Here is a 23,686-nt window from a genome sequence, read left to right as displayed (position 1 = left end):
TCTCCCCTACCCGGTCGCGAGCAGCGCCCCTCGTCCGTCGCGCAGTTCGAACTCGCGGCGGTCGCGGGCCTGCATCCAGCGCAGGGCCTCGAGCAGGTCATCGGTTTCCTTCAGCACCTCGGGGGCGTCCGGGTCGCCCGTCCACAGCACGCGGTAGGCGCGCGGCGCGGGAGGCGGCGTCCAGCGCTCCCCCTCGTCCTCTTTCACGAACGCTCTCGACATCCCTCCAGTCTGCCGGGAGCGGCTGACGCGCGGGTGGGCGGAGGGTAGTCGCTGCTTTACTCTGGCAGGTCGGGCACGCTGGCTTTCGGCACGAGCGTGATGCGCGCCTGCCGTTCCTGATCATCCCGCAGGTAGGTCAGGGTGACGGTATCCCCCACCTTCGCGCGGCGGATCGCGGTGATGACCTCGTTCGCGTCGCGGGTGCGCTGGCCGTTCACGCGCAGGATCACGTCGCCCAGACCCGTCAGGCTGCCCTGCTCGTCGAAGGTGCTGCCCCGCAACCCGGCCTGCTCGGCGGGACTGCGGCGGGCGACCTCGCGGACGATCGCGCCGGGCGGGTCGGTCTGGCCGCTGTGAATCGCGTCGAAGACCAGCCCCACGACCGGCACGTCGTTCGTGATCCCGGCGCGCAGGGCGCTGATCAGGTCGTTGCCCTCCACGACCGGCACAGCGTAGCTGCGCCGCGTCTGCCCGCTGCCGTCCAGGCTGATGTAACTGACCACCCCGATCGCCTGCCCGTTCCCGTCGATGATCGGCCCGCCACTGTCCCCCGGCGCGAGGGGGGCCGTCATCTCCAGCGTGCCCTGCGGAAAGTCCGCGCGGCCCGCCTCGGCGTTCAGGCGCAGCAGTCGCCCCCGGCGGGGTTGCAGGAAGTCCCCGCCGCTGTTCCCGATGGCCAGGACGGTCTCGCCGGGGCGGGGCGCGCGGGTCGTGAGGTTCAGGTACGGGAAGTTCGTGCCGCGCCCGTTGACCTGCAAGAGCGCCACGTCCGCGGAGGCGTCGAAGGCCACGACCCGCGCGCCATAGCTGCGGCCCGAGAGGGTACTCACCTGGAACACCTGCCCGCCGCTGACGACGTGGTACGCGGTCAGGAGCTGCCCGCCCGCGCTGATGAAGAAGCCGGTGCCGATCCCGCCCCTGTTGCGCTCAGTGTTCACGCTTTCCACGCGGACAGTGGCGGGGCGGGACTTGTCGAACAGCGCGCGGGCGTCCTCCGGCAGCGTGACGGGGGGCGTGGGCGCCTGCGTCTCCACGCGGGGCGCCACATTCACGCGCGGCAGGAACGGCACGTCCGCCTCTGGCAGCAGGTACGCCGCCAGCGCGAGGATCAGCAGGACAGGAAGCCAGGGCGAGGCGCGCACGCCGTCAGTCTAGGACGCCCCGCGCGCGGGGACGGTGGCAGAGGGAACCGAACGCGTCGGTGGAGGCCGCATGCCCTAAGCTGCCCCCCATGCGTTTCTGGCTGTTGAAATCGGAGCCCGACGTGTTCGGCTTCGCGGATCTGGTGCGGGTGGGGCGCGAGCCGTGGAATGGCGTGCGGAACTATCAGGCGCGGAATTTCCTGCGGGAGATGCGCGAGGGTGACCTGTGCCTGTTCTACCACTCGAACGCGAAACCGGCGGGGGTGGCGGGGGTGGCGCGGGTGTGCCGCGCGGCGTACGCGGATGACCTGCAGTTCGACCCCGGGAGCAGGTATTTCGATCCGAAGTCCACGGTGGAGGCGCCGCGCTGGAGCATGGTGGATGTGGAGCCGCTGATTGCGTTTCCGCAGGTGGTGTCGCTGGACTCGTTGCGGGAGATGCCGGAGTGGGAGGGGTCGGCGCTGACCCGCAGGGGCTCGCGCCTGAGCGTGCTGCCCGTGGACGCCGGGGCATTCTGGGCGACGCTGGACGCGGCGGGCCTGAGCCTGGAGGAGGTGGCGGGGCTGAGCTGACAGGGTGTGGGCCTGGTGGGGGTGGGGTTTTGACAGGGTTCGCGGGCCGTGGGTATCGTGGGGCGGTTCACTCCACCTCAGCGGTCTTCATCTGATCTTGAGACGTTTTTCATGGCCTGACACCGGGCTGTGACCTTAACGTCAGATAAAGAAAAGGAGAATCCCCCTATGGAACTACTTCTGGCTGGTCTGGTCATCGTGGTGTCCCTGATCCTCGCGGCGTGGCAGGAGCGCCCCGGTGCGCCGCGCCGCGACCGCCGCTGAGCGGACCGCCGGGCAGGCAACGGCGCGTCCGTTTCCGGCAGAGCATGGTTTTTCTGAACCGCGTTCAAACCTGCGGGCAGTGACGTGACACCCCGCTACGCTGCACAGTGATGTCTGCTCTCTGGCCCGGTCGCCGTCACACCCTGTTCTCCCGTCTGGCGCTCGCGGCGCTGCGCCTGTCGGGCTGGACGCCGGTGCTGGCCCCCCCACCCGGCCCGAAGGTGGTGGGCGCGGTCGCGCCGCACACGCACGACGCGGACTTCTGGCCCGGCATCATGTTCAAGTTCGCCACGCGCGCCCCGGTTCACTTCGTGGCGAAACACCAGCTGTTCACGTTCCCGGTGGGGCTGTTCATGCGCGCCGTGGGGGGCCTGCCGGTGGATCGCCGCCGCGCCGGGGGGAACTTCGTGGACGGCGTGGTCGCCCTGATCGAACGCGAACCGGAGATCATGCTGGTCGTCGCGCCGGAAGGCACCCGCAGCCGCGGGGAGTACTGGCGCACCGGCTTCTACTACATGGCGCTGGAGGCGAACGTGCCGGTCGCGGTGACCGCGCTGGACTGGGGCCGCAAGCAGGTGGGCGTGATCGGGTACGTGACGCCCACCGGGGACATCGAGGCGGATTTCGCCCTGATCCGCGAGATGCTCCGCGACGTGCGCGGCCACACGCCCGGCAACGAGACCCCGGCGGTGCCGCGTCCGGCCTCGGCGGGCGGCCCCAGCAAGGCCTGAACTGGTTCCTCTCCCCTCGACTGTCCCGGTCCGGGCCGGTCAGACTGTAACGGCAGCGTGACGCGCGGCCGCTAGGCTCCTCCCAGACCACACAACACAGGGGAGGAGCGATGCGACACGAGGCATCCGGCGCGCCGTGACGGCGACGTCGGTTCACATGGATAAGGCGGCCCCCGCGCCGCCCGTTGCCCTGGAAGCGCGGGGGCTGGTCAAGGACTTCCGGGGGTTCCGGGCCACGAACGACGTGAACCTGCAGATTCATGACGGGGAGATTCACGCGATCATCGGGCCGAACGGGGCCGGGAAGACCACGCTGTTCAACCTGCTGTCGGGCTTCCTGAAACCCACGGCGGGCGAGGTGCGCCTCTTCGGCGAGCGGGTGGACACCCTGCGGCCCTACGAGATCGTGCGCCGGGGGCTGTCCCGGTCGTTTCAGATCAGTTCGGTGTTTCCCACCCTGAGCGTGCGGGAGAACGTGCTGGTGGCACTCCAGTCGCCCACACCGCTCCCGCACCGGTTCTGGGTGCCCCTCTCGCGGCTGGAGTCGCTGGGCGCGCGGGCGGACGCGATTCTCGCGGACGTGGGCCTGGGCGGCATGCCGGAGCGGCTGGCGGCGGACCTGAGCCACGGGGAGAAGCGGCAACTGGAGATCGGGATTTCCATGACGCAGGACCCGCGCGTGCTGCTGCTCGACGAACCGACGTCCGGCATGGGCTCGGAGGGGATCGCGCGGGTGATCGCGCTCGTGCGGCAGGTGGCGCGCGGACGGACGGTGGTGCTCGTGGAACACAACATGAGCGTCGTGGCGGAACTCGCCGACCGCATCACGGTCCTCCAGTACGGGTCAGTGCTCGCCAGCGGCCGCTACGAGGACGTGCGGCGCGACCCGCGCGTGATCGAGGCGTACCTGGGCGACGACGGGGGGCACGCATGACGCCGCTGCTCTCGGTGCAGGACCTGAACGCCTTCTACGGCCAGAGTCACGTGCTGCGCGGCGTGACCCTGCACGTGAACCCGGGCGAGGTGGTCAGCCTGATCGGCCGCAACGGCGCCGGAAAGACCACCACCTTGAAAAGCGTGATGGGCGTGCTGCGCAGCCGCACGGGCCAGATCACGTTCGGTGGGCAGGACATCAGCCGCCTGCCCAGCAACCGCGTGGCGGCGCAGGGGCTGGCGTGGGTGCCGGAGGAACGCGCGATCCTGAGCACCCTGACCGTCCGCGAGAACCTCGAACTGCCGCCCAGCCGCCCCAGGGGCTGGAGTACCGAGCGTATCTACGACGCGTTCCCGGTCCTGCGTGAGCGCGGGCATCACCCGGGCAGCAAGCTCTCGGGCGGCGAGCAGCAGATGCTGGCGATGGTGCGCGTGCTGCGCGCCGGGCCGAAGCTGCTGCTGCTCGACGAACCCAGCGAGGGCCTGGCACCCGTGATCGTGCAGCGCATCGGCGAGATCATCGACACGCTGCGCCAGAGCGGCATGGCGGTGCTGCTGGTCGAGCAGAACCTGAAGTTCGCGTCGCGCCTCGCGGACCGGCATTACGTGTTCGTGGACGGGCAGATCGTGGACGAGGTGCTGCGTGAGCAGGTCGAGGCCCGCCGGGAGGACCTGCTGCGGTACCTCAGCGTGTAGGCCCGCCCTTCTCTCTCCCATTCCCGTACTGCCATTCACTCCTCTGGAGGTTGTCCCATGAACAAGACCCGCACCGCCATCCTGGCCCTGACCGCCCTGCTTCTTACACCCGCCGCCTCAGCCCAGTCCCTGTCCGACGGGGGGATCAAGGTGGGCGTCCTGACCGACCTGTCCGGCGTGTACTCCGAGCTGTCCGGGCAGGGCAGCGTGAAGGCCGCGCAGATGGCCGCCGAGGACTTCATGAAAGCGAACCGCGCCTACGCCGGGAAGGTCAGCGTGATCGGCGTGGACCATCAGAACAAGGCCGACGTGGCCGGGAACAAGGCCGCCGAGATGATCGACCGCCAGAACGTGGACATGCTGGTGGACATGCCGACCAGCAGCGCCGCGCTGGCCGCCACCGAGGTCGCCCGGCAGAAAAAGACGGTCGCCATGGTCGTGACCGGCGCTACCACCGCCCTGACGAACGAGAAGTGCAACAAGTACACCTTCCACTACGCGTACGACAACTACATGCTCGCCAACGGCACCGGCACCGCCGTCACCAAGCGCGGCGGGAACAGCTGGTACATCATCTACCCCAACTACGCGTTCGGGCAGGACCTGAACCGGCAGATGGTCGCGGCCGTGCAGGAAAACGGCGGGAAACTGGCCGCGCCCAGCGACGCCACCCCCTTCCCGAACACCGACTTCAGCTCGTACCTCCTCAAGGCGCAGAGCGTGCGGCCCAAGATCTTCGGGACGATGCAGGCCGGGAACGATCTGGTGAACGTCGTCAAGCAGTACAACGAGTTCGGCCTGAAGAAACAGGGCATCGGCCTGGGCATCGGGCTGCTGTTCGAGACCGACGTGGCCGCGCTGGGCCAGGACGCGTTCTCCGGTGCGATCGCCACCGTGCCGTGGTTCTGGAACTTCGACGCGCGCTCCCGCCAGTGGGCCGCCCGCTTCGAGAAGGCCTTCGGGAAGAAACCCACCTGGGCGCAGGCGGGCGTGTACTCCGCGACCATGCAGTACCTCGGCGCCGTGGCCCGCGCCAAGACCGACAACAGCGACGCGGTCGTCAAGGCCCTCGAGGGCTACGCCTTCGACGACTTCTTCGCGCGCAACGCCACGATCCGCCCGCAGGACCACCGCGTCCTGCTCGACGTGCAGGTCGTGCAGGTCAAGGGCAAGAGCGAGTCCAAGGAGGCCGGGGACATCTACAAGCGCCTGAACACCATTCCCGCCGCGAAGGCCTTCATGCCCCTGAGCGAGAACAAGTGCCGCATGTGAGGAAAGCGGTCTGAGGGTCCAAGAGTCTGAATGTCGAAGGGCAGACGCTGCCCCTGGATGCTCAGACCCTGTGACCTTCAGACCCTCAGACACTTATGAATACACAGTTACTCTTGATTCAGGTGTTCAACGGGCTGGTGAACGGCGCGTTCTACGCGCTGCTGTCGCTGGGCCTCGCGGTGATCTTCGGGATGCTGCGGATCGTGAATTTCATGCACGGCGCGCTGTACATGCTGGGCGCGTTCGCGGCGTTCGCGCTGGGGCAGCTGCTGGGCCTGGGCTTCTGGCCGTCGCTGATCCTGGCGCCGCTGCTCGTGGGCCTGCTGGGCGTGGTGCTGGAACGTGGGCTGCTGTCGCGGCTGTACGGGCTGGAACCCAGTTACAACCTGCTGCTGACCTTCGGCCTGACGCTACTCACGCAGGATCTGGTCAAGCAGGTGATGCTGAGCCGTTTCGCCGTGTCGAGCGCCCCGTACTCGCCGCCCGAACTGCTGTCGGGCGTGGTGAACCTGGGCTTCGTGGTGTTCCCGAAATACCGCCTGTTCGTGATCGCCCTGTCGCTGGTCGTGTGCCTGCTCACGTGGTTCGTGATCGAGAAGACCCGCGTGGGCGCGATCATCCGCGCCAGCACCGAGAACCCGGTCGTGACGCGGGCGTTCGGCATCAACGTGAGCCTGTGGGTGACCGGGGTGTTCGCGGTGGGTGCGGCGCTGGCCGGACTGGCGGGTGTGCTGGCCGCCCCGATCTACTCGGTCGAGCCGTACATGGGCGCCGAGCTGATCATCACGACGTTCGCGGTCGTCGTGATCGGCGGGATGGGCAGCATCCTGGGGTCCGTCGTGACGGGCTTCGCGGTGGGGGTGCTCGCGGCGGTGGGCGCCGCCGTGTACCCACCGATCGCGAACACGCTGGTGTTCATCCTGATGGCGCTGGTGCTGCTCGTGCGGCCCAGTGGGCTGTTCGGCCTGCCTGAGGGGGCGCGGTGAGCGCCGTCTCGAAGGTGGGGGCGACGCGTGATCCGGCCCGCGTGACCCGCGCCGCGTGGCTGATCGGCCTGGGTGTCCTGCTGCTGGCGCTGCCGCACTTGATCTATCCAGTGCTGGCCCTGGACATCCTGGCGTGGGGGTTGTTCGCGGTGGCGTTCGACCTGCTGTTCGGGTTCAGCGGGCTGCTGTCGTTCGGGCACGCGGCGTTCTGGGGCACGAGCGCGTACCTCACGGCGTTCCTGCTGGGGCATGGGCAGAGCGTCCCGGTCGCCATCGCGGGCGGCACGCTGGGCGCGCTGGCGCTGGCGGTCCCGGTGGCGTTCCTCAGCGTGCGCTCCAGCGGCATCTACTTCAGCATGATCACGCTGGCGTTCGCGCAGATGGTGTCGTTCCTGGCGCTGCAGTGGACGGACCTGACCGGCGGTGAGAACGGCCTGCAGGGCTTCGCGCGGCCCAGCCTCCTGGGGCTGGACTTCAGTGACGCGCAGTTGCGGTACTACGTGTGCCTCGTGCTGTTCGCGCTGGGCTTCGGCGTGGCGTACCGCGCGGTCCGCAGTCCCTTCGGGCAGGCGCAGCAGGCGGTGCGCGACAGCGAGCAGCGCGCGCAGAGCGTCGGGTACAACCCCGCGCGCTTCAAGTTCACGGCGTTCCTCCTGAGCGCCGGGCTGGCCGGACTGGCGGGCGCGATGTACACCTTCGGGCACGGCGTGGTCAGCCTGGAGGTCGTGAACTGGCGCACGTCCGGCGAGGTCGTCATGATGACCCTGCTGGGCGGCACCACCACCCTGTTCGGGCCGGTGATCGGCGCGGGGCTGGTGCTGCTGCTGCGCGACGTGCTGACCACCGCGAACCTCCCGGTGGGCATCGTGACGGGCGTGGTGTTCGTGCTGGTGGTGCTGTTCTTCCGCCGGGGCGTGGTGGGCACCCTGCAACACTGGCGGCGCCGCCGGTAGGGGGCACAGGAGGAGGGCCGCCCGCGCACCTAGCCGGGCGGCCCTCCTTTTGCGGTCACTGCTCGTCTTTCAGGCCGCGGATCTCCTCGATGAAGCGCTCCAGGCTGTCGAAGTCGCGGTACACGCTCGCGAAGCGGATGTACGCCACGTCGTCCAGGGGGCGCAGGAAGGTCATGGCGCGGCGGCCGATCTCCTCGCTGCGGATCTCGCCGGTCTGCACCTCGTCCTCGAAACCGTACGCGAAGGCGCGCAGCAGATCCTGATCCACCGGGCGTTTCTCGGTGGCGAGCACCAGCCCGCGCAGCAGCTTGTCGGGGTTGAACGCCTCGCGCGGGCCGCTGCGTTTGACAACCATCAGCGGTTCGAGCTGCGCGCGTTCGTAGGTGGTGAAGCGCCGGGCGCAGTTCAGGCACTCGCGGCGGCGGCGGATGCTGGCGCCGTCGTCGCTGGGCCGGGAGTTCACGACCTTGCTGTCCGGCGCGGAGCAGTACGGGCATCTCATGCGCACTCCGATGGAAGGGTGCGCAGCACCTGCTCCATCCGAGCGGATGCGAGTAGGAGCCGGGCGGGTTCCGGGCGTGGAGTTGGCAACCCGGTGGTGTTCCGGGTTGTCAACGAAACAGACGGAATCCGTCTCACAGGGGGTAGTCCTCCTGCACGCGCAGTTTCGGCACGGCCGGGAGGGGCACCTCGATGACGTTGCCGCGCAGGGCGCTCATGCCGGGCGCGGCCAGGGCCAGGACCGCGTTGGCGACCGGGCGGTCGAGGGCGTCCTCGCCGCTGCTGCCGCGCGAGGGCAGCAGGAGGTTCAGGCGCAGCTGCTCGCGGTGGGCGTGCTCCACGAGGCCCTGCACGGCGCCGCGCTGCGGGTGGACGTGCAGGCCGCGTTCGTCGGTGTGCGGGCCGATGATGGTCAGCCAGGTGCCGGGCAGGCGGCGGCGGAGGATCTGCGTGATGGCCACGCTGCTCTTGACGTTGCAGTTGAACAGGTCCATCCACTCGTTCTCGCTGAGCATGGTGAATTCGGCGTGCGCGCGTTTGTCCGCCAGGTGCACGATGCCGTGCAGCGCGCCGTAGATGTCGAGGATGCGGGTCTGGGCGCTCAGCCAGTCCAGGGGCACGCCCACGTCGGCCTTGATGGGAATGGCGTTGCCGCCGGCCTGTTCGAGCTGGCTGGCGGCGGCGGCGAGGGTCTCGCTGTTGTTGCCGATCAGGACGACGCTGGCACCGGCGCGGGCCAGGGCGGCACTGATGGTGCGCCCGTACCCCTGATCCGCCCCGGTGACGGCGATCACCTGGCCGGCCAGCACTTCACCGACGGGGGTGTCTGCGGGCACGGCAGCGATGGGGGTCTGCTGGGTCATGTTCCTCAGCATAGCGGAGTGGGCGCGGCGTTTATCCCGCCTGGGGCAGGGGCCGCAGCGCCTGGGCGGGTGGATCGCCGGCCCGGTGGCCGCAGCCGCACGCGTGGCACCAGTAGCCCTGGTCGCCGTCTCGCAGGTCGTGCAGGGTCATGGGCTGGGCGCAGTGGGGGCAGACGTGCTGGTAGCCGCGCCCGCTGGCGGGCAGTGGGTCGGCCTGCTGGCGGAACGCTCGCTTCATACTTCGATTTTAGCAGAATAAGCAGTCGGCATTCTTCAAATCAAGAAAAGCGGCGGGCCACCGCCCACCGCTCCACTCCGGTCCGTTTACAGGTCCGGTTCGTCCGTGAACTCCGGTTCCGGCGCACGGGCGCCCGGCGAGGGCTCGCCCACCCGGCGGCGCTTACGCAGCATCGCGGGTTCCTTGTCCAGGTTGAACACGAAGTGCCTCGGACGGCGCTCGCGCAGCCACGTCTCCAGCGCCACCAGCCGGGGCCGGAAACGGATGAATTCCCGCAGCTGCCGGATCGGCACGAAACGCGCCTCCTGCACGTCCCGGTCGGGGTCGCGCGGCTCCAGCTTCCCGCCCACCTCACGCCCGGTGTAGAAGAACTGGAGGTGGTGGCCCCACGTGACCGCCTGGAATTCCACGATGAACGCCAGGTCGCGCAGTTCCACGACCAGTCCGGTCTCCTCGAAGGTCTCGCGCCGGGCGCCGTCCTGCACGAGCTCCCCGGCCTCCAGGCCACCCTTGGGCAGCGACCAGCGGCCCCGCTCGCGCACGAGCAGGATCTCGTCCCCGCGCAGCACGATGCAGCCCACCCCGATGCGCGGGTCGGCCAGCGGGCGCTTCTGCCCGCGTTTGCTGGGCGCCGCCGGGACCGGCGTGGCGGTCGTGTTCGTGACCTGACCGGGCCGCGCCTGCGCCCCCCCGGTGCCCCGGCGGCGACGGCGGCGACGCTGCCCGCCGCCCTGCTGAGCTCCCTTGACCTGTTCTTCCGCCATTACACGCCCTCCGGCGCGAGGTCGTTGAAGCGGACGTGCGCGCTGTGGAACTGCAACTTCACCGTGCCGACCGGGCCGTTGCGCTGCTTGCCGACAATGATCTCCGCGATGCCCTGCTGATCGGTTTCCTTGTTGTAGTACTCGTCACGGTAGATGAACATCACGATGTCCGCGTCCTGCTCGATCGCGCCCGATTCACGCAGGTCCGACAGCATGGGGCGGTGGTTGGGGCGCTGCTCGACGGCGCGCGACAGCTGCGAGAGCACGATGATCGGCACCTCCATCTCGCGCGCCAGCCCCTTCAGGCCACGCGAGATGGTGCTGATCTCCTGCTGGCGGTTCTCAGTGCCGCCGCCGCCCTTGCTGCCCGACATGAGCTGGAGGTAGTCGATGACGACCAGTCCCAGCCGCCCGTGCTGCGCCGCGATCCGCCGCAGCTTGCTCCGCAGGTTGTTCAGCGTCAGGTCCGCCTCGTCGTCAATGATCATCGGCGCGTCCGCCAGCCGGCCCGCCGCGTGCGCCAGCCGCTCGAAGTCCCGCTCATTCAGCTGCCCAGAGCGGATGCGGTTCATGTCCACGCGCGCCTCACTGCACAGCATGCGCAGCGCGAGCTGCACGGCGGGCATTTCCAGACTGAACACCGCGACGGCCTTCTCGCCGCGCAGCGCGACGTTCTGCGCGATGGACAGCGCGAACGCCGTCTTCCCCATCGAGGGACGCGCCGCGAGCACGTTCAGGCTGCCCTTCTGCAACCCCGAGATCTGCTCGTCCAGGTCGCGGAAGCCGGTACTCACCCCGTCCGGGATGCCCTTGTTCTGGTGCAGCAGCGTGATGTACTCGAAGGTCTCCGTGACGACCTCGTTCATCGCCTGGAACGCCTCACCCTTCTTCTTCTGCTCCGCGACCTCGAAGATCATCTTCTCCGCGCGGTCGAGCAGATCCTCCAGCGGCAGCTGCGCCTCGTACGCCAGCTGCATGGCCTTCCCGGACGCGCTGATCAGCGCGCGCAGCGTGGCCTTCTCCTGCACGATGCGCGCGTAGTGCTCGGCGTACGCGGCCGTCGGCACCTGATCCGACAGGCCGATCAGGTACGTCAGACCCCCCACCTCATCCAGCATGCCCTTGACCCGCAGGTCCTCGCTGAGCGTCACCAGATCCACCGGCTCGCCACGCTCCTGCAGCGTGCGCATGGCGGTGAAGATCTTGCGGTGCCCCTCGCGGTAGAACATCTCCGGCGTGACCGTGTCGCCCAGGGTATTCAGGGTGTCGTTGTCCAGCAGAATGCTGCCCAGCACGCTGATCTCAGCGTCGTTGCTGTGCGGCGGAACGCGTGGCGTGAGTTCCAAATGCAGCCTCTCTCCCGGCAGGACACGCGGCGCGAGGCGCAACCAGCACCCCGAACCGCTCCCGCCGTCCAATCTGAATTCAAGTGTGGGGACACCCGCAGGTCATCCCATTCGCCTCCCCATGCCAGGCAGGCCGAACTGTCCCGCAGCATACCACCCCATCCCACCCCTGACGGTCTGACATGGCCGGCACAAATCACCCCAGGGTCAAAAAAGAAGCGTTCATATCGTCTCAGACGTCGGTCAAGCGGCAGCGCCAGCCGTCAGTCGAGGACTTCACAATGCCACGTCACGTAAGACCTCTGTGAGAAAATGAGGATTACACTTCACACCAAGCCAGGGCAGGACCCCTGAACCCCGGCCAACGCCATACGCAGACCGCCCGGACCCATCTATCCATCAACCGGCGTGGTCGCACCAGGAGCACAGCATGAAGAACACCACCCAAGGCTTCACCCTGATCGAGCTGCTCATCGTCATCGCCATCATCGGCATCCTCGCGGCCGTGCTGATCCCCAACCTGCTCGGCGCCCAGAAGCGTGCCTACGACACCGGCGCCCAGGCCTGCGCCAAGAGCCTCCAGACCGCGCTGGCCACCCAGCAGATCGACAAGCAGACTTACGCTGGCCCCACCAGCAAGGCCGACCTGATCGCTCTGGACGGTGCGAGCGCCGGCTGCTCTAAGAACGAGATCGCAATGGGTGTCACTGCCGCCAACTTCACGGTGTCCAACTACAGCTTCACCATCAGCGACACCCGCGGTAAAACCACCTACACGGTTACCCCCAGTAACATCTCCGGCAACTGATTTATTAAATATGTAATGGGGCGGCCCTTAGGTCGCCCTTTAAATATATGAATATATATACAGAGAAAATAGAATACTGGCTATTAAGTTGCTTTCCAGCAATCTATCTATTTTTAGTTATGCCAGCAAGCATCGCCTCAGATGAATTTGTGCCGTTAAGATTATACTCTTTAGTAATTTTTATTTTTCTTATGGCAATTCTAAAGTCTATAAATTTTAAACAAGGTGGCACGGAGGAAGTTTTTAAAAAAATATTTAAAACACCAATACATATATTATTCTACTTACTCTTTATTGCCTCAACAGTTATGTCAAGTATTTTTTCTGTTGACCCAAGTGCTTCTTGGTTTGGCGTTTATTCAATGCGGACTGGGGGTATATTTTTAATTATATGTTTATTTATTTTCTTAATATACAATACGGCAAAAAATTTTAGCTGGACGCCATTTATTTTTTCAATTTTCATAATCAATCTGATAACCATTTCAGAGTATTTAGGTTTCAGGCCACTGGCCTTCATTTTGGAAAGAAGTATTTCACTTACATCCCTTTTCCCTGCAGCAACCATAGGACTAAGACAACATCTAGCTGGCTTGCTTACATTCACCACGCTCCTTATAATACCTATATATATTAAAAGAAATTTAGATTATAAATTTTGGCTATATTTAGTTATTAGCAGTGTTGCACTTGGATGCACCAATAATACATCATCCTATTCCGCAATTTTGGGAACAGCATTATTTCTTATTCTTTCTAGGAAACGTCATAGGCTGCATCATATTATGATTCCGGTCGTTATATTTTCCTCTATGTTATTATATAAACCTCTCAAAAACTTATCAGACTATCTTGCAGCTAATGGAGTAGTTAATAAATCTACAGCGAATAAGGTAATCACCAATCCAACAACATTTAAAACGAGACTTATATTATGGGAATCCGCAACTCAAATGACATTAAAGAAGCCAATTTTAGGCTGGGGCTTACAAACTTTCAATAACCAGTGGTACAATAATATATCTCAAAATAAAGGAGATCGCTTATTCAGAATGGAACTGGGATTGTCAGATAATCAGAAAATGGTAAGGATTAACGATTCGGCCGCTTATAAAAATACGAAGGGCGAGACCGAACAGGTCATTCTCAACTACACCTCTTCACACAGCGCACTTCTAGACTTGGCATACAGCCAAGGTATTTTAGGAGTTGGATTATTCCTTACGGCTATCCTGCTATCTATCTTTAGAAATCCTAACTTTTCAACATCACACATAGCATATATGTCCGTTCCTCTTATTGGCTATTCAATATATTTAATTGCTTGGTTTATAACTGTCCCGACAACATCCTTGGTTGTAATCATCACAGGCATACTATGGAACAAGAACTTATATTCAGATAGGGTACTCCTCAACAATTCAGAGAAATACCCATCTACTGGGGGTGACATTTGAATCGCGACTTAGGCTTTACCCTCATCGAGTTGCTTATCGTTATCGCCATCATCGGTATCTTGGTCGCCATTACGATCCCAGCTCTTATCGGCGCTCAGAAACGCTCATACGATACGGGTGCGCAGGCGTGCGCTAAAAGCATAGAGACCGTGCAGGCAATCTCACAAATAGACCGGAAGACCTACATGATAGTTGGTACCGGACCGGATAGCCTGAACTCCTTGACTGATGGCATCAACGCGGCCTGCAAGTCAGAGAACGTCTACATCAAAGATCGCAGTTCACCGACTACTTTGGTGTCGCAGTACGCTATTGATGTCTGGAATCGTCGTGGCAGCCGGGTCTTCACTGTCACACCGACTGCCCTGAGTGCTGACATGCCGGGCGCGACAGCTTTTTCGGATACGGGCGCTGGCGGCACTCACCTTCCCTGAGAGTGAGGCTACTTCTGAGTCCCCGGGTATACTCCCAGGCATGCAGAGGCAGCCGTTTACCGCTCTGGCGGCCGTGTATGACGCGATCATGGCGGACGTGGAGTATGACCACTGGGCGGATTTCGTCCTGACGTACGCGCGGGACGGTGGGCTGGGCTCGCCGTCCCGCGCGCTGGATCTGGCGTGTGGGACGGGCGGTTTCACGCGCGAACTGCGCGCGGCGGGCTGGGACGTGTCGGGTCTGGATTTCAGCGAGGCGATGCTCACCGAGGCGCGGTCGCGGCTGCCGGGCGTGCCGTTCGTGCAGGGGGACCTGCGGACTTTCGATCTCGGGGAGCGGTTCGGGCTGGTGACGTGCGTGTTCGACAGCCTGAACAACCTGCTGACGCCGGGGGATCTGGGCGCGGCGCTGTCGCGGGCGCGGGCACACCTGAGCCCCGGCGGGCTGCTGGCGTTCGACGTGAACACCCGTCTGGGCGTGCGGGAACTGTGGGAGGGGGACGCCATTGAGGGGCTCGCGCCGCTGCCGGACGGTGGGGAGGTGCACTACCACTGGTCGCACCACTACGACGCGGAAGAGGATGTGGGCGTGGTGCAGGCGTTCTGCCGGGTGGACGATCAGGAGTTCGTGGAGACGCACCGCGAGCGAGGGTACGACCCGGCGGACCTGGAGCCGCTGCTCTCGGCGGCGGGGTTCGCGCGCTGGGAGATCGTGGAGTACCCGGACTACGCCCCGCCGGAACCGGATGCGCCGCGCGTGTGGGTGTTCGCCTGGGCAGGTGAGGTGTGAGCGCCCTGCCGGTGCTCGGGGCGGGCGGCTGGGGCACGGCGCTGGCGGTGAACGCGGCGCGGAACGGCCCGGTGCGGCTGTGGGCCCGCCGCGCGGAGTTCGCGCGGACGCTGGCGGAGCAGCGGGTGAACGCGGAGTACCTGCCGGGCGTGACGCTCCCGGCGGGCCTGGAGGTCACGGCGCACCTGGGCGAGGCGATCACGGACGCACCGTTCGCGCTGGTCGTGGTGCCCAGCGTGGGTGTCCCGGACCTGCTCGCGGCGCTGCCGCGTGATCTGGGTGTGGTGCTGTGCGCCAAGGGCCTCGCGCCGGACGGGGGGCAGCTGAGTGTCCTGGCGCGGCAGCTGGGCTTCATGCGCGTGGCGGTCCTGAGCGGCCCGAATCACGCCGAGGAGATCGGGCGGGGCCTGCCCGCCGCGACGGTGGTCGCCAGCCGGGACGGGGGGTTTGCGCGGTCGGTGCAGGCGGCGCTGATGACGCCGGGCCTGCGCGTGTACACCAGCGACGACGAGACCGGCGTGGAACTGGGCGGCGTGCTGAAGAACGTCATGGCGGTCGCGGCCGGACTGGTGGACGGCCTGAACCTGGGCGACAACGCCAAGTCCGCGCTGATCACGCGCGGGCTGCGCGAGATGAACCGCTACCTGACGGCGCTGGGCGCCCGCGAAGAAACGGTGTACGGCTTGAGTGGCCTGGGCGATCTGGTCGCCACGGCCACCAGTCGCCACAGCCGCAACCGCGCCGCGGGTGAGGCCATCGCGCGCGGCGAACACCCGGGGCAGGGCGGGAAGGTCGTCGAGGGCCTGCGGACGGCGGGCCTGCTGGACGCGTGGGCGGCGGCGCACGGGCACGACCTGCCGATCGTGCGGGCCGTGGCGCACGTCACGCGGGGCGAGTGGACGCCGGGGGACGGCGTGGCCCGACTGATGGAACGCGAGGCGAAACCCGAGCAGCACTGAGTTCCGGCAGCCCGGATCGACCCCGCCCACCGGGGGTTCATGGGCTGGCCCGGGACGGAAAATGAACGTGCCACACGGCCTTGGGCGGATCTTCATATCCGCATGTTCTGCTGCATGTTGTATGCGGATCTGAAGGCACGTACAAGTGCTTGTACCTCCTGCGGGCGGGTGGTACAGTCAGCCATCTAAGGCAAGGCCCACTTCACCGGCCACCCACAGCAGCTCACCTCACAGCCCCCGACCGGGGCGGTGCGGGCTCTGTGCTGTGTTTTCACGCCATCACCCCCTCGCCCGCAAGGAGACCCACCGTGACCACCCTGAGCGCCCAGCCCCTGACCAACTTCGACGAGAACGCCCACCACATCGCCAAGCGGCAGTACCTGCAAGGCACGGACGGCGACCTGAGCGGCATGTTCCGCCGCATCGCCACCTGGGTGGCCGGCGCCGAGGAGGCGGGCGCGCGCGAGCACTGGGCGCAGGCGTACTACGACCTGATGGCCGAGAAGAAATTCTGCCCCGGCGGGCGCGTCCTGGCCGGCGCCGGTACGCAGCACGGCAACGTCCTGAACTGCTTCGTGCAGGGCGCCACCGAGCACGCCCCGCACACCTTCGAGGGCGTGATGGAAGTCGCGAAGAAACTCGCGCTGGTCACGAAGGTCGGCGGCGGGAACGGCGTGAACCTGGACGTGTACACGCCCCGCGCCGAGAGCAGCCGCCCCGACACCGGCGTGCGCGGCTGGGTGTACATGAGCGCCGCGCACGCGGACGTGCAGGATTTCATCGAGGGGCTGATGCGCCCCCCCACCCAGCCCGACGGCGAGAAGCAGCCCATCGCGGTGCGCAACTGGACGCGCGTGGTGTACGGGCAGGTCATCAAGCCGGAACTGGTCGCGCTGGCCCGCGCGAACGGCGTGTCCGTCGTGAAGGCCATGCCCGAGGGCGTGCAGGCCGTCCCGGACGACATGGGCGGCATCATCGACGCGGCCCGCAAGATCGCCGAGGACGCCAAGACCGGCCTGGAGCCCCGCCTGGACCTGAGCAGCATGCGGCCCGAGGGTGCCCCGATCAAGGGCTCGGGCGGCACGAGCAGCGGCCCTGTCAGCTTCCTGCTGGAGATCTTCGACAACTTCCTCGAATGGGCCAATCGCGGCGCGGAAGCGTCGGGCCCGATCAACACCCTGCGCTTCGTGTACGCTCCGGTGCTGCGCGTCGTCCGTCAGGGCGGCACCCGGCGCGGCGCGGGTATGGCGACCATCAGCATCGAGCATCCGGACGTGCTGGACTTCCTGACCGCCAAGGACCTCGACCGCGAGGCCGCCGAGGGGGACATCAGCACCTTCAACATCAGCATCCTGGTCAGCAGCGCCTTCTGGGACACCCTCCAGGCGGGCGGCCTGTGGCACGTGAACGCGCAGGACGTCCCCGGCAAGTACTACCTCGCGCCGCAGAAGGGCACGTTCAAGGGCACCCTCCCCAGCCTGCCCACCCGCGCCGAGGACGACGCGCAGGGCGTCCCCGTGTACACCGACAGGAGCGGCAAGACCAGCATCCCCGCCCAGTGGCTGTGGGATCAGATCGCGCAGCACGCCTGGAGCACCGGCGAACCCGGGCTGATCTTCGTGGACCGCATCAACGAGTACAGCGCCCTGAAGAACCTCGGCGAGCGGTACCAGATCCGCAGCACCAACCCCTGCGGCGAGATTCCCCTGACCGTCGGTGAACCCTGCGACCTGGGCGCCATCAACCTCGCGGCGTACGTGCACAGCAGCACCTTCGATTACGACACGTTCCGCGCGGACGTCCGCACCGCCGTGCGCTTCCTGGACGACGTGCTCGACGTGAACGTGTTCGCGCTGGAAGACAACCGCGTCGCCAGCCAGGACCTGCGCCGCCTGGGCCTGGGCGTCATGGGCCTCGCCGACGCCCTCATCAAACTCGGCCTGCGCTACGACAGCGAAGCGGGCCGCGACACCATCTACGACATCATGAGCGCCCTGCGCGAGGAAGCCATCGCCGAAAGCGAACGCCTCGGCGAGGAACGCGGCATCTACCCCGTGTACACCCGCAACGCCGAACAGATCCCCCACGCGCCCCGCCGCAACGTCGCCGTGCTGACCGTCGCCCCCACCGGCACCACCAGCATGCTCATGGGCGTCAGCAGCGGCATCGAACCCATCTTCAGCCCGTTCATCTGGCGCAAGATCGGCAGCGAATACCGCGCCCTCCTCGCTCCGCTGTTCGTCGAACTGCTCGAAACGTACCCCGCCCCCCAGGGCATGACGAAGGATGGCGGCTGGGACTGGGACAAGGTCACCGAAGCCGTCAGCGAAAACCACGGCTCGGTCGTCGGCCTGCCGTTCATCCCCGACGCCCTCCAGCAGGTGTTCGTCTGCGCGCACGACATCAAACCCGTCGATCACGTCCGCATGCAGGGCACCGTGCAGCGCGCCTTCGACGCCGAAGGGCACGCCGCCAACAGCCTGTCCAAGACCATCAACCTCCCCAACGACGCCACCGTCCAGGACGTGCAGGACGCCTACAGCGAAGCGTACAAGACCGGCTGCAAAGGCATCACCGTGTACCGCGACGGCTCCAGGCAGTTCCAGGTCCTGAGCACCAGCAAGAAAAAAGCCAAGACCGAAGACCCCACCCCCGACACCAGCGCCAGCGCCGACGTCATGGGCGAACAGGCAGAAGGCGAACAGCAGGTGGCCAAGGCCCAGGACGCAACTACCACCCAGGCAACTGCCATCCGCCAGCAGCCATCCGCCCCGGCGAAGCCGCACTACGAACGCCCCACCCGACTGCGCGGCATCACCGACATGGTCAAACTCACCGACCCCACCAGCGGCCACCGCCGCAGCTTCCTCGTCACCGTCAACGAACTCGGCGGCAAACCCGTCGAAGTCATGGTCATCAGCGGCCGTGCCGGCGACGAAGCGAACGCCGACAGCGAAGCCCTCGGCCGCGTCGTCAGCATCGCCCTCCAGCACGGCGTCCCCGCCCAGGCCATCGTCAAAACCCTCCGCGGCATCAACGGCGGCCTGTACGGCAGCTACAACGGCCGCCTCGTGGGCAGCAAGGCCGACCTGATCGCCGTCGCCCTGGAAACCTTCCAGAAAGACCTCGACGCCGCCAAACTCCCCCCCCTCGCCGGAGGCAGCACCGACACCGCCCAGCCCGTCACCACCAGCGCCGCGCCCAGCGGCGTCAGCGTGGAGGGCATGGGGCGTGAGCGGTGCCCGGTGTGCGAGGAGAAAGCCGTGATCCGCGAGGAAGGCTGCCTGAAATGCCAAGCCTGCGGCTACAGCAAATGCGGGTAAGAAAGGAGGGGGCTACGGCCCCCTTTCTCGCCCCTGGATTGGAGGTGATTCCAATGAAATCGACGCTCTGAGCAACGCCCAGAACGTCAGAAACCAGATCACTGCGGCCTCACTGAGGGAGGCAATCCGGCTACTCGTCAAAGTGCCAAGAGCTTACCCCCTTCGAGGCCCAAAGGGCAACCCGGCAACAATTCGTCTGCCTTTCTCTCGACTGGAGGAAATGAACACCTTATGGCCACCAAATCTACCAGTGCTAAAGCCGCCTCTGCCGCGTCAAAAGTCCTCTCTGATCGCAAGAGCACGACCACTCAGAAACGTGCTGCCGCCAGCGCTTTGAGTCAAGTAGAGCGGAAGGGGAAGAAATGATGATCTGGATGCATCACCCCGAAGATGCGGCCCGCATCAACGCTGAAATGGCTGCTGTGTACCGAGCCCGTTTGACAGCTGAGCACCACACCTGCCCCTTTTGCGGTGGACACGCAGAAGTCAGCTGGGCGGCTGGACAACTTCAGATTCAGCCGTGCTGCACGACATTTCAGCCGCTCATTGAGCGGCTAGTACTCCTGTCTCACTGAAACGCTCTGTTCGAGCTTAACCCCGCCCCGAGCGGGGTTTTATCTTGTCCACAATGCAACTGGATACCGAAAAGCCGATTCTGAATCTTGACGACGTGCGTGGCTTCGCGCTGCTGCATGGGCAGAAGTGGCTCGGGGAACGGCTGCACATGATCGAGTTACATGGCAGGCATCCGTGGGTAGATGAGCAATTCAGCCTGCTGGGTTACGCGTCGAAAACCCAGAATCCTTCATTTGACCGTGGTGTGACGCGTCCGCTGGCGTGGGTGTCGAGTGGGGCGAGTCGATTCATGGTGCCGGGGTCGGATCGGGCGTTCCACAACGTGAGTGGCGTGCGGTACGAGTACCTGATTCACGGGTACCCGCAGGATGCTCGTCAGCTGGCGCATCTACTGCTGCACCTGGCGCACTGGCCGTACATGAATCAGCGGTGCCTGAGTGCCGGGCAGGTCGTGACGTTCGACACGCTGAACTTCAGCGAGCCTGGGTGGGCGTTCGACAGCGTGTACATCACGTACCCGTACGAGGACGACACACAGGTGTACGGTGAACCGGATGGGCAGTTGAAAGTCGCGAATCTGCTCCTTCAGGTGATGTGGGTCATTCCACTGCACCCTGCCGAGAGGGCATTCATTGAGGCGGACGAGGCGAACGTGGATGTATTCGAGGAGCGGCTGTCCACGGTGCAGCCAAACCTCGGTGATCTGGCGCGGCCCAGTGTGATCTGATTCATTCCGCAACGTGCAGGCAGGTACGCTGCCCGTATGCCTCTCTCTGATTACGCTCGCCCCTCCCCTGCTCGTTTCCGCCTGTTTGCGTCGTTGTTGGTGATGCTGGTGTTGACGGCGGTGGTGGGGCGGCGGCGTCCGGGGGAGCTGGGGACGCGGGAGACGCTGCGGCGCAGTGCGTTCGCGCGGGTGATGTTCATGGATATCGGGGCGCTGAGCACGCTGGGCGCGCTGTACCTGGTGCTGAACGGGCGGACGCGGGTGCGCCTTCCGGCGGCGGTGGCGTCGCTGTTCGCGGGGAGTTTCGCGCTGCTGCCCGCGCTGATGCTGGAGGACGCGGCGGCCATGCGGTCGGAGCGGGAGGGTCGCGCGGAGGGGTGATCTTCTTTTCTACCTTCTCCCCTTGCGGGACTCGGAGGGCGGCGCAGCAGAGGCGCACAGCGCCGGAAGGGTGAGGGGGCGACCGGGCGACCTCGCCTGATTCGCAATTGTTCAGCTGCCGCCTCAGTCGGGTCGGAGGACGTACAGCGCGCCCGCCCACACCTGCACGTGGACGGGTCCGCCTGCGTGCGTGCGGGTTTCGCCGTCCACGTGGAACACCTGCCCGACGTGCTGGCCGGTGGCGTGCAGCGTGAAGGTGGCGGCGACGTCTTCCTGCACGCTGGGGAGGGTGTCGAACTGCCCGCGCAGCATGGCGGTGGCGTACGCGGCGAGGCTGTCGCGCTCTTGGCCGTTCACGCGGATCAGGTTCAGCAGGCCGTCACCGGGGTGCGCGTCGGGCGCGAGGCGCAGGCTGTTCCCGGTGGACTGGATGTTCATGATCTCCAGCAGGGCGAGTGGCGGCGCGGGGCTGTCTTGGCCGTCCACGTGGGTGGGGACGGGCTGCGCCTGGAAGCCGGGCAGGGTGGTCAGGACGGCCTGCGCGGCCCGCAGGGGGCTCTTGGGCGCGGTGGGGTCGTAGGCGTGCAGCAGGTCGGCGAACAGGCCGCAGCCGAACGCTTCGAAGAACACGTCCTCGCCCCAGGGGGCCTGCACGCGGCCCGCGTCGAACGGGTGCTGCGTGGCGGTGCGGTACGCGCGCGCAATGTCCAGCGGGTCGCCGGTCAGGCCCAGCGTCCGGGCAATGTTGTTCGAGGTGCCCAGTGGGATCACGCCGACCGTGGCGCCCCGTCCGGTGAGGTGCAGCGCGGCGGCGCGGAACGTGCCGTCCCCCCCGGCGATGAACACGGGGCCGGGCAGCGGGCCGCTCAGGGCCGGGCCCAGGTCGTGCGGGGTGCGGGTGGGGCGGTACTCGGCGTCGAATCCGGCGTCCCGCAGCGCCGCCCGCAGCTGGGCAGGGTCGGCGCGGTGGCTGGTACCGGCGCCGGGGTTGTGGATCAGCACGGCGGGCGCGGGGGGCATGACCTGCACTGTACCGGGCGCGGGCGGGGCGGGTTGGGGAGGGGTCATGATTTCCTCAAGGCGCGCGCCGTGCGGGGTGGCTACAGTGGCGGCATGACCGCACCCCATTCCCTCGCCCCGGAGGGCGCCCCTGCCGCCCCGCAGCGTGGCACCGCGACACTGATCTACAACACGAACGCGGGGGGCAGCAAACACGCCTCGCCGGACGATCTGGTCAGCGCCATTCACGCCGTCGGGTTCACGCCCGTGTACCGCGCGACCAGCTCCGAGGAGGACCTGAAAGAAGCCCTGGACGGCGTGGAGGGCACGGTGTTCGTGGCGGGCGGGGACGGCACGCAGCGGGCGGTGGCCCTGACGCTGGCGGGCCGCCCGGAGGTGAGTCTGGCGGTGATTCCCATGGGCACGGCGAACAACGTGGCGCGCACGCTGGGCGTGCAGGGCGAGCCGCTGGACGTGATCGCCGCGTACGGCCGCGCGGAGGTGCGGCCCTTCGACCTGGGCCGCGTCCAGGCCCCCTGGGGGGAGGATCTGTTCCTGGAGGCGTGCGGGTGTGGGGCGTTCGCGGACGTGATGGCCGAGTACGACCCGGAGGAAGGCAAGAGCCCGCTGCGGGCCGTGCAGGCCCTCACGACGACCCTCACGACCTTCGACCCGCCGCCTGTGCGGATCATGCTGGACGGGCAGGAGGAACCGGACACGCCGTTCGCACTGCTGGAGGTCATGAACACGAAGGCGACCGGGCCGAGGTTGCGCCTGGCGACGAACGCCGATCCGGCGGACGGGCAGCTGGACGTGGTGCGGATCGACGCGACGGGCCGCGAGGGGCTGCTGACGTACCTCGCGGCGCTCGCGCGGGATGACTTCGAGGCCCTGAGCAGTGTCGAGAGTACCCGCGCGGGCCGCGTGGAGATCCCTTACACCGGGCAGGCGTTTCACGTGGACGCGGAGGTCCGGCCGCCCATGCAGGGCGTGACGGGCCGCGTGCTCATCGAGGCGTGGCCCGGCGCGCTGAGCGTCCTGGTGCCCATGCCCGACCCGGCCGCCGGGGAGGCCTGAGGTGACGCCCGGCCCGCCCCTGCCCCCTCCGAATCCACAGGAGGCCCGCGAGGTGCCGCTGCGCCGCGCGTGGCCGGTCGCGGTGGTGCACGCCGTGCAGGATCGGGTGGGCGGCGCGCTGGGCTGGGCGCCGCGCCCTGTGGCGACCATGCAGAACAACCTCGTGTGGCGCGACGGCGTGCAGGTCATGCGGATGGACCTGCACATGCACACCGAGGTGAGTCACGACTGCCGCACGCCCCTGCGGGACATTCCCGGCTGGATGCTCCGCACGAATACCCGCGTGATCGCCGTGACGGACCACGACCAGCAGCGCGGCGGCCCGGAATTGCAGGCGATCGTCCGCGACCAGGGCCTGGACGACCGCCTGAGCGTCATCCCCGGCGAGGAGGTCACGACCAGCGAGGGCGAGTTGATCGGCCTGTTCCTCCAGGAGCGCATCCCCCCGAAACTCACGCCCGAGGAGACCGTGCGCGAGATCAAGGCTCAGGGGGGGCTGGTGCTCCTGCAGCATGGCTTCGATCCCCTCAAGCGCTATCGCCTGCGTCCCGAGGCGACCGAGCGCATCGCGGCGGATATCGATATCGTCGAGACGTTCAATTCCCGCCTGTCCCGTCACCGCTGGAACCGCGCGGCGGCCGAGTGGGCGCGGGCGCGCGGGCTGCCCATGAG

25 protein-coding genes (1 of these 25 only partly in view) are annotated in these 23,686 nt (G+C 66.4%); 17 read left to right on the top strand and 8 right to left on the bottom strand.

The window, feature by feature from the left end; all coding sequences use genetic code 11:
• Positions 1-6: 6 nt before the first annotated feature.
• Positions 7-222 (bottom strand): hypothetical protein, encoded by a 216-nt coding sequence (locus AUC44_RS02065; RefSeq protein WP_062157172.1) that lies wholly within the window; start codon positions 220-222, stop codon positions 7-9.
• Between the two features lie 56 nt (positions 223-278).
• A complete protein-coding gene (locus AUC44_RS02060) occupies positions 279-1,364 on the bottom strand; it encodes a S1C family serine protease (protein ID WP_062157171.1) in 1,086 nt (361 codons plus the stop codon).
• 89 nt (positions 1,365-1,453) lie between these two features.
• Between AUC44_RS02060 and AUC44_RS02055 the strand changes: the two genes are divergently transcribed.
• The 7 genes from AUC44_RS02055 (at position 1,454) to AUC44_RS02025 (ending at position 7,771) form a co-directional block, all read left to right on the top strand.
• On the top strand, positions 1,454-1,936 hold the full coding sequence (locus AUC44_RS02055) for an EVE domain-containing protein (protein ID WP_062157170.1): 483 nt from the start codon (positions 1,454-1,456) through the stop codon (positions 1,934-1,936).
• A 374-nt stretch (positions 1,937-2,310) separates the two neighbouring features.
• Positions 2,311-2,931, top strand: coding sequence for a 1-acyl-sn-glycerol-3-phosphate acyltransferase (locus AUC44_RS02050; protein ID WP_062157169.1), 621 nt, complete (start codon positions 2,311-2,313; stop codon positions 2,929-2,931).
• Between the two features lie 157 nt (positions 2,932-3,088).
• Positions 3,089-3,865: an ABC transporter ATP-binding protein gene (locus AUC44_RS02045; protein ID WP_062157168.1), complete on the top strand. Its 777-nt coding sequence runs from the start codon at positions 3,089-3,091 to the stop codon at positions 3,863-3,865.
• Positions 3,862-4,560 (top strand): ABC transporter ATP-binding protein, encoded by a 699-nt coding sequence (locus AUC44_RS02040; protein WP_062157167.1) that lies wholly within the window; start codon positions 3,862-3,864, stop codon positions 4,558-4,560. The genes AUC44_RS02045 and AUC44_RS02040 overlap by 4 nt, the downstream gene beginning before the upstream one ends.
• Positions 4,561-4,617: 57 nt before the next feature.
• Positions 4,618-5,832 (top strand): ABC transporter substrate-binding protein, encoded by a 1,215-nt coding sequence (locus AUC44_RS02035; protein WP_062157166.1) that lies wholly within the window; start codon positions 4,618-4,620, stop codon positions 5,830-5,832.
• Between the two features lie 122 nt (positions 5,833-5,954).
• Positions 5,955-6,818, top strand: a complete 864-nt coding sequence (locus tag AUC44_RS02030) for a branched-chain amino acid ABC transporter permease (RefSeq protein ID WP_231724502.1) — start codon at positions 5,955-5,957, stop codon at positions 6,816-6,818.
• Positions 6,815-7,771, top strand: a complete 957-nt coding sequence (locus tag AUC44_RS02025) for a branched-chain amino acid ABC transporter permease (protein WP_062157164.1) — start codon at positions 6,815-6,817, stop codon at positions 7,769-7,771. Before AUC44_RS02030 ends, AUC44_RS02025 begins: the two co-directional genes overlap by 4 nt.
• A gap of 55 nt (positions 7,772-7,826) precedes the next feature.
• Here AUC44_RS02025 and nrdR read toward each other — a convergent pair whose 3' ends face one another.
• The 5 genes from nrdR to dnaB form a co-directional block, all read right to left on the bottom strand.
• Positions 7,827-8,273, bottom strand: coding sequence for a transcriptional regulator NrdR (gene nrdR / locus AUC44_RS02020; RefSeq protein WP_046844060.1), 447 nt, complete (start codon positions 8,271-8,273; stop codon positions 7,827-7,829).
• A gap of 133 nt (positions 8,274-8,406) precedes the next feature.
• Positions 8,407-9,135: an SDR family NAD(P)-dependent oxidoreductase gene (locus AUC44_RS02015; protein WP_062157163.1), complete on the bottom strand. Its 729-nt coding sequence runs from the start codon at positions 9,133-9,135 to the stop codon at positions 8,407-8,409.
• A gap of 31 nt (positions 9,136-9,166) precedes the next feature.
• Positions 9,167-9,373 carry a hypothetical protein gene (locus tag AUC44_RS02010; protein ID WP_062157162.1) on the bottom strand — a complete coding sequence of 69 codons (207 nt, stop codon included), beginning with the start codon at positions 9,371-9,373 and terminating at the stop codon, positions 9,167-9,169.
• 86 nt (positions 9,374-9,459) lie between these two features.
• On the bottom strand, positions 9,460-10,137 hold the full coding sequence (locus tag AUC44_RS02005) for an NUDIX hydrolase (RefSeq protein ID WP_062157161.1): 678 nt from the start codon (positions 10,135-10,137) through the stop codon (positions 9,460-9,462).
• Positions 10,137-11,483 carry a replicative DNA helicase gene (dnaB, locus tag AUC44_RS02000; RefSeq protein ID WP_062157160.1) on the bottom strand — a complete coding sequence of 449 codons (1,347 nt, stop codon included), beginning with the start codon at positions 11,481-11,483 and terminating at the stop codon, positions 10,137-10,139. The genes AUC44_RS02005 and dnaB overlap by 1 nt, the downstream gene beginning before the upstream one ends.
• A 430-nt stretch (positions 11,484-11,913) precedes the next feature.
• On the opposite strand from dnaB, the gene AUC44_RS01995 reads away from it, so the two are divergent.
• From AUC44_RS01995 to AUC44_RS01970, 8 genes are all read left to right on the top strand, one after another.
• Entirely contained in the window at positions 11,914-12,291 is a 378-nt protein-coding gene (locus tag AUC44_RS01995; protein ID WP_062157159.1) for a type IV pilin protein, read from the top strand.
• Positions 12,292-12,410: 119 nt separating this feature from the next.
• Positions 12,411-13,748 carry an O-antigen ligase family protein gene (locus AUC44_RS16060; protein ID WP_197408567.1) on the top strand — a complete coding sequence of 446 codons (1,338 nt, stop codon included), beginning with the start codon at positions 12,411-12,413 and terminating at the stop codon, positions 13,746-13,748.
• 29 nt (positions 13,749-13,777) lie between these two features.
• Positions 13,778-14,182 carry a type II secretion system protein gene (locus tag AUC44_RS17220; RefSeq protein WP_261340325.1) on the top strand — a complete coding sequence of 135 codons (405 nt, stop codon included), beginning with the start codon at positions 13,778-13,780 and terminating at the stop codon, positions 14,180-14,182.
• A 40-nt stretch (positions 14,183-14,222) separates the two neighbouring features.
• Positions 14,223-14,972 carry a class I SAM-dependent DNA methyltransferase gene (locus AUC44_RS01990; RefSeq protein WP_062157158.1) on the top strand — a complete coding sequence of 250 codons (750 nt, stop codon included), beginning with the start codon at positions 14,223-14,225 and terminating at the stop codon, positions 14,970-14,972.
• Positions 14,969-15,931, top strand: a complete 963-nt coding sequence (locus tag AUC44_RS01985; RefSeq protein ID WP_062157157.1) for an NAD(P)H-dependent glycerol-3-phosphate dehydrogenase — start codon at positions 14,969-14,971, stop codon at positions 15,929-15,931. Before AUC44_RS01990 ends, AUC44_RS01985 begins: the two co-directional genes overlap by 4 nt.
• A gap of 308 nt (positions 15,932-16,239) precedes the next feature.
• Complete coding sequence (locus AUC44_RS01980) at positions 16,240-19,254, top strand: adenosylcobalamin-dependent ribonucleoside-diphosphate reductase (protein ID WP_062157156.1); 3,015 nt, start codon at positions 16,240-16,242, stop codon at positions 19,252-19,254.
• 628 nt (positions 19,255-19,882) lie between these two features.
• Positions 19,883-20,557 (top strand): suppressor of fused domain protein, encoded by a 675-nt coding sequence (locus AUC44_RS16050; protein ID WP_082688909.1) that lies wholly within the window; start codon positions 19,883-19,885, stop codon positions 20,555-20,557.
• Positions 20,558-20,659: 102 nt separating this feature from the next.
• Complete coding sequence (locus tag AUC44_RS01970; protein ID WP_082689118.1) at positions 20,660-20,938, top strand: hypothetical protein; 279 nt, start codon at positions 20,660-20,662, stop codon at positions 20,936-20,938.
• 123 nt (positions 20,939-21,061) lie between these two features.
• Here the strand turns inward: AUC44_RS01970 and AUC44_RS01965 are convergent, their stop codons facing one another.
• Positions 21,062-21,958, bottom strand: a complete 897-nt coding sequence (locus AUC44_RS01965; protein WP_062157153.1) for a diacylglycerol/lipid kinase family protein — start codon at positions 21,956-21,958, stop codon at positions 21,062-21,064.
• A 93-nt stretch (positions 21,959-22,051) separates the two neighbouring features.
• On the opposite strand from AUC44_RS01965, the gene AUC44_RS01960 reads away from it, so the two are divergent.
• Complete coding sequence (locus AUC44_RS01960; RefSeq protein WP_062157152.1) at positions 22,052-23,014, top strand: diacylglycerol/lipid kinase family protein; 963 nt, start codon at positions 22,052-22,054, stop codon at positions 23,012-23,014.
• 148 nt (positions 23,015-23,162) lie between these two features.
• Positions 23,163-23,686: the 5' portion of a PHP-associated domain-containing protein gene (locus tag AUC44_RS01955; RefSeq protein WP_062159632.1), read on the top strand. It continues 193 nt past the right edge of the window; only the first 524 of its 717 coding nucleotides appear in the window; the start codon lies at positions 23,163-23,165; its stop codon lies beyond the right edge, outside the window.

The sequence above is a fragment of the Deinococcus actinosclerus genome (genome assembly GCF_001507665.1).
Classification (GTDB): Bacteria; Deinococcota; Deinococci; order Deinococcales; family Deinococcaceae; genus Deinococcus; species Deinococcus actinosclerus.
The sequence above is the reverse complement of the archived record's forward strand: the minus strand, read 5'-3'. Positions and strand labels throughout refer to the sequence as shown.

Bases quoted from the DNA above. Each gene is read 5' to 3' on its own strand.
- AUC44_RS02065 (WP_062157172.1), bottom strand. From the start codon at position 222: ATGTCGAGAGCGTTCGTGAAAGAGGACGAGGGGGAGCGCTGGACGCCG.
- AUC44_RS02055 (WP_062157170.1), top strand. From the start codon at position 1,454: ATGCGTTTCTGGCTGTTGAAATCGGAGCCCGACGTGTTCGGCTTCGCG.
- AUC44_RS02050 (WP_062157169.1), top strand. From the start codon at position 2,311: ATGTCTGCTCTCTGGCCCGGTCGCCGTCACACCCTGTTCTCCCGTCTG.
- AUC44_RS02045 (WP_062157168.1), top strand. From the start codon at position 3,089: ATGGATAAGGCGGCCCCCGCGCCGCCCGTTGCCCTGGAAGCGCGGGGG.
- AUC44_RS02040 (WP_062157167.1), top strand. From the start codon at position 3,862: ATGACGCCGCTGCTCTCGGTGCAGGACCTGAACGCCTTCTACGGCCAG.
- AUC44_RS02035 (WP_062157166.1), top strand. From the start codon at position 4,618: ATGAACAAGACCCGCACCGCCATCCTGGCCCTGACCGCCCTGCTTCTT.
- nrdR (WP_046844060.1), bottom strand. From the start codon at position 8,273: ATGAGATGCCCGTACTGCTCCGCGCCGGACAGCAAGGTCGTGAACTCC.
- AUC44_RS02015 (WP_062157163.1), bottom strand. From the start codon at position 9,135: ATGACCCAGCAGACCCCCATCGCTGCCGTGCCCGCAGACACCCCCGTC.
- AUC44_RS02010 (WP_062157162.1), bottom strand. From the start codon at position 9,373: ATGAAGCGAGCGTTCCGCCAGCAGGCCGACCCACTGCCCGCCAGCGGG.
- AUC44_RS02005 (WP_062157161.1), bottom strand. From the start codon at position 10,137: ATGGCGGAAGAACAGGTCAAGGGAGCTCAGCAGGGCGGCGGGCAGCGT.
- AUC44_RS01995 (WP_062157159.1), top strand. From the start codon at position 11,914: ATGAAGAACACCACCCAAGGCTTCACCCTGATCGAGCTGCTCATCGTC.
- AUC44_RS16060 (WP_197408567.1), top strand. From the start codon at position 12,411: ATGCCAGCAAGCATCGCCTCAGATGAATTTGTGCCGTTAAGATTATAC.
- AUC44_RS01990 (WP_062157158.1), top strand. From the start codon at position 14,223: ATGCAGAGGCAGCCGTTTACCGCTCTGGCGGCCGTGTATGACGCGATC.
- AUC44_RS16050 (WP_082688909.1), top strand. From the start codon at position 19,883: ATGCAACTGGATACCGAAAAGCCGATTCTGAATCTTGACGACGTGCGT.
- AUC44_RS01970 (WP_082689118.1), top strand. From the start codon at position 20,660: ATGCTGGTGTTGACGGCGGTGGTGGGGCGGCGGCGTCCGGGGGAGCTG.
- AUC44_RS01965 (WP_062157153.1), bottom strand. From the start codon at position 21,958: ATGCCCCCCGCGCCCGCCGTGCTGATCCACAACCCCGGCGCCGGTACC.
- AUC44_RS01960 (WP_062157152.1), top strand. From the start codon at position 22,052: ATGACCGCACCCCATTCCCTCGCCCCGGAGGGCGCCCCTGCCGCCCCG.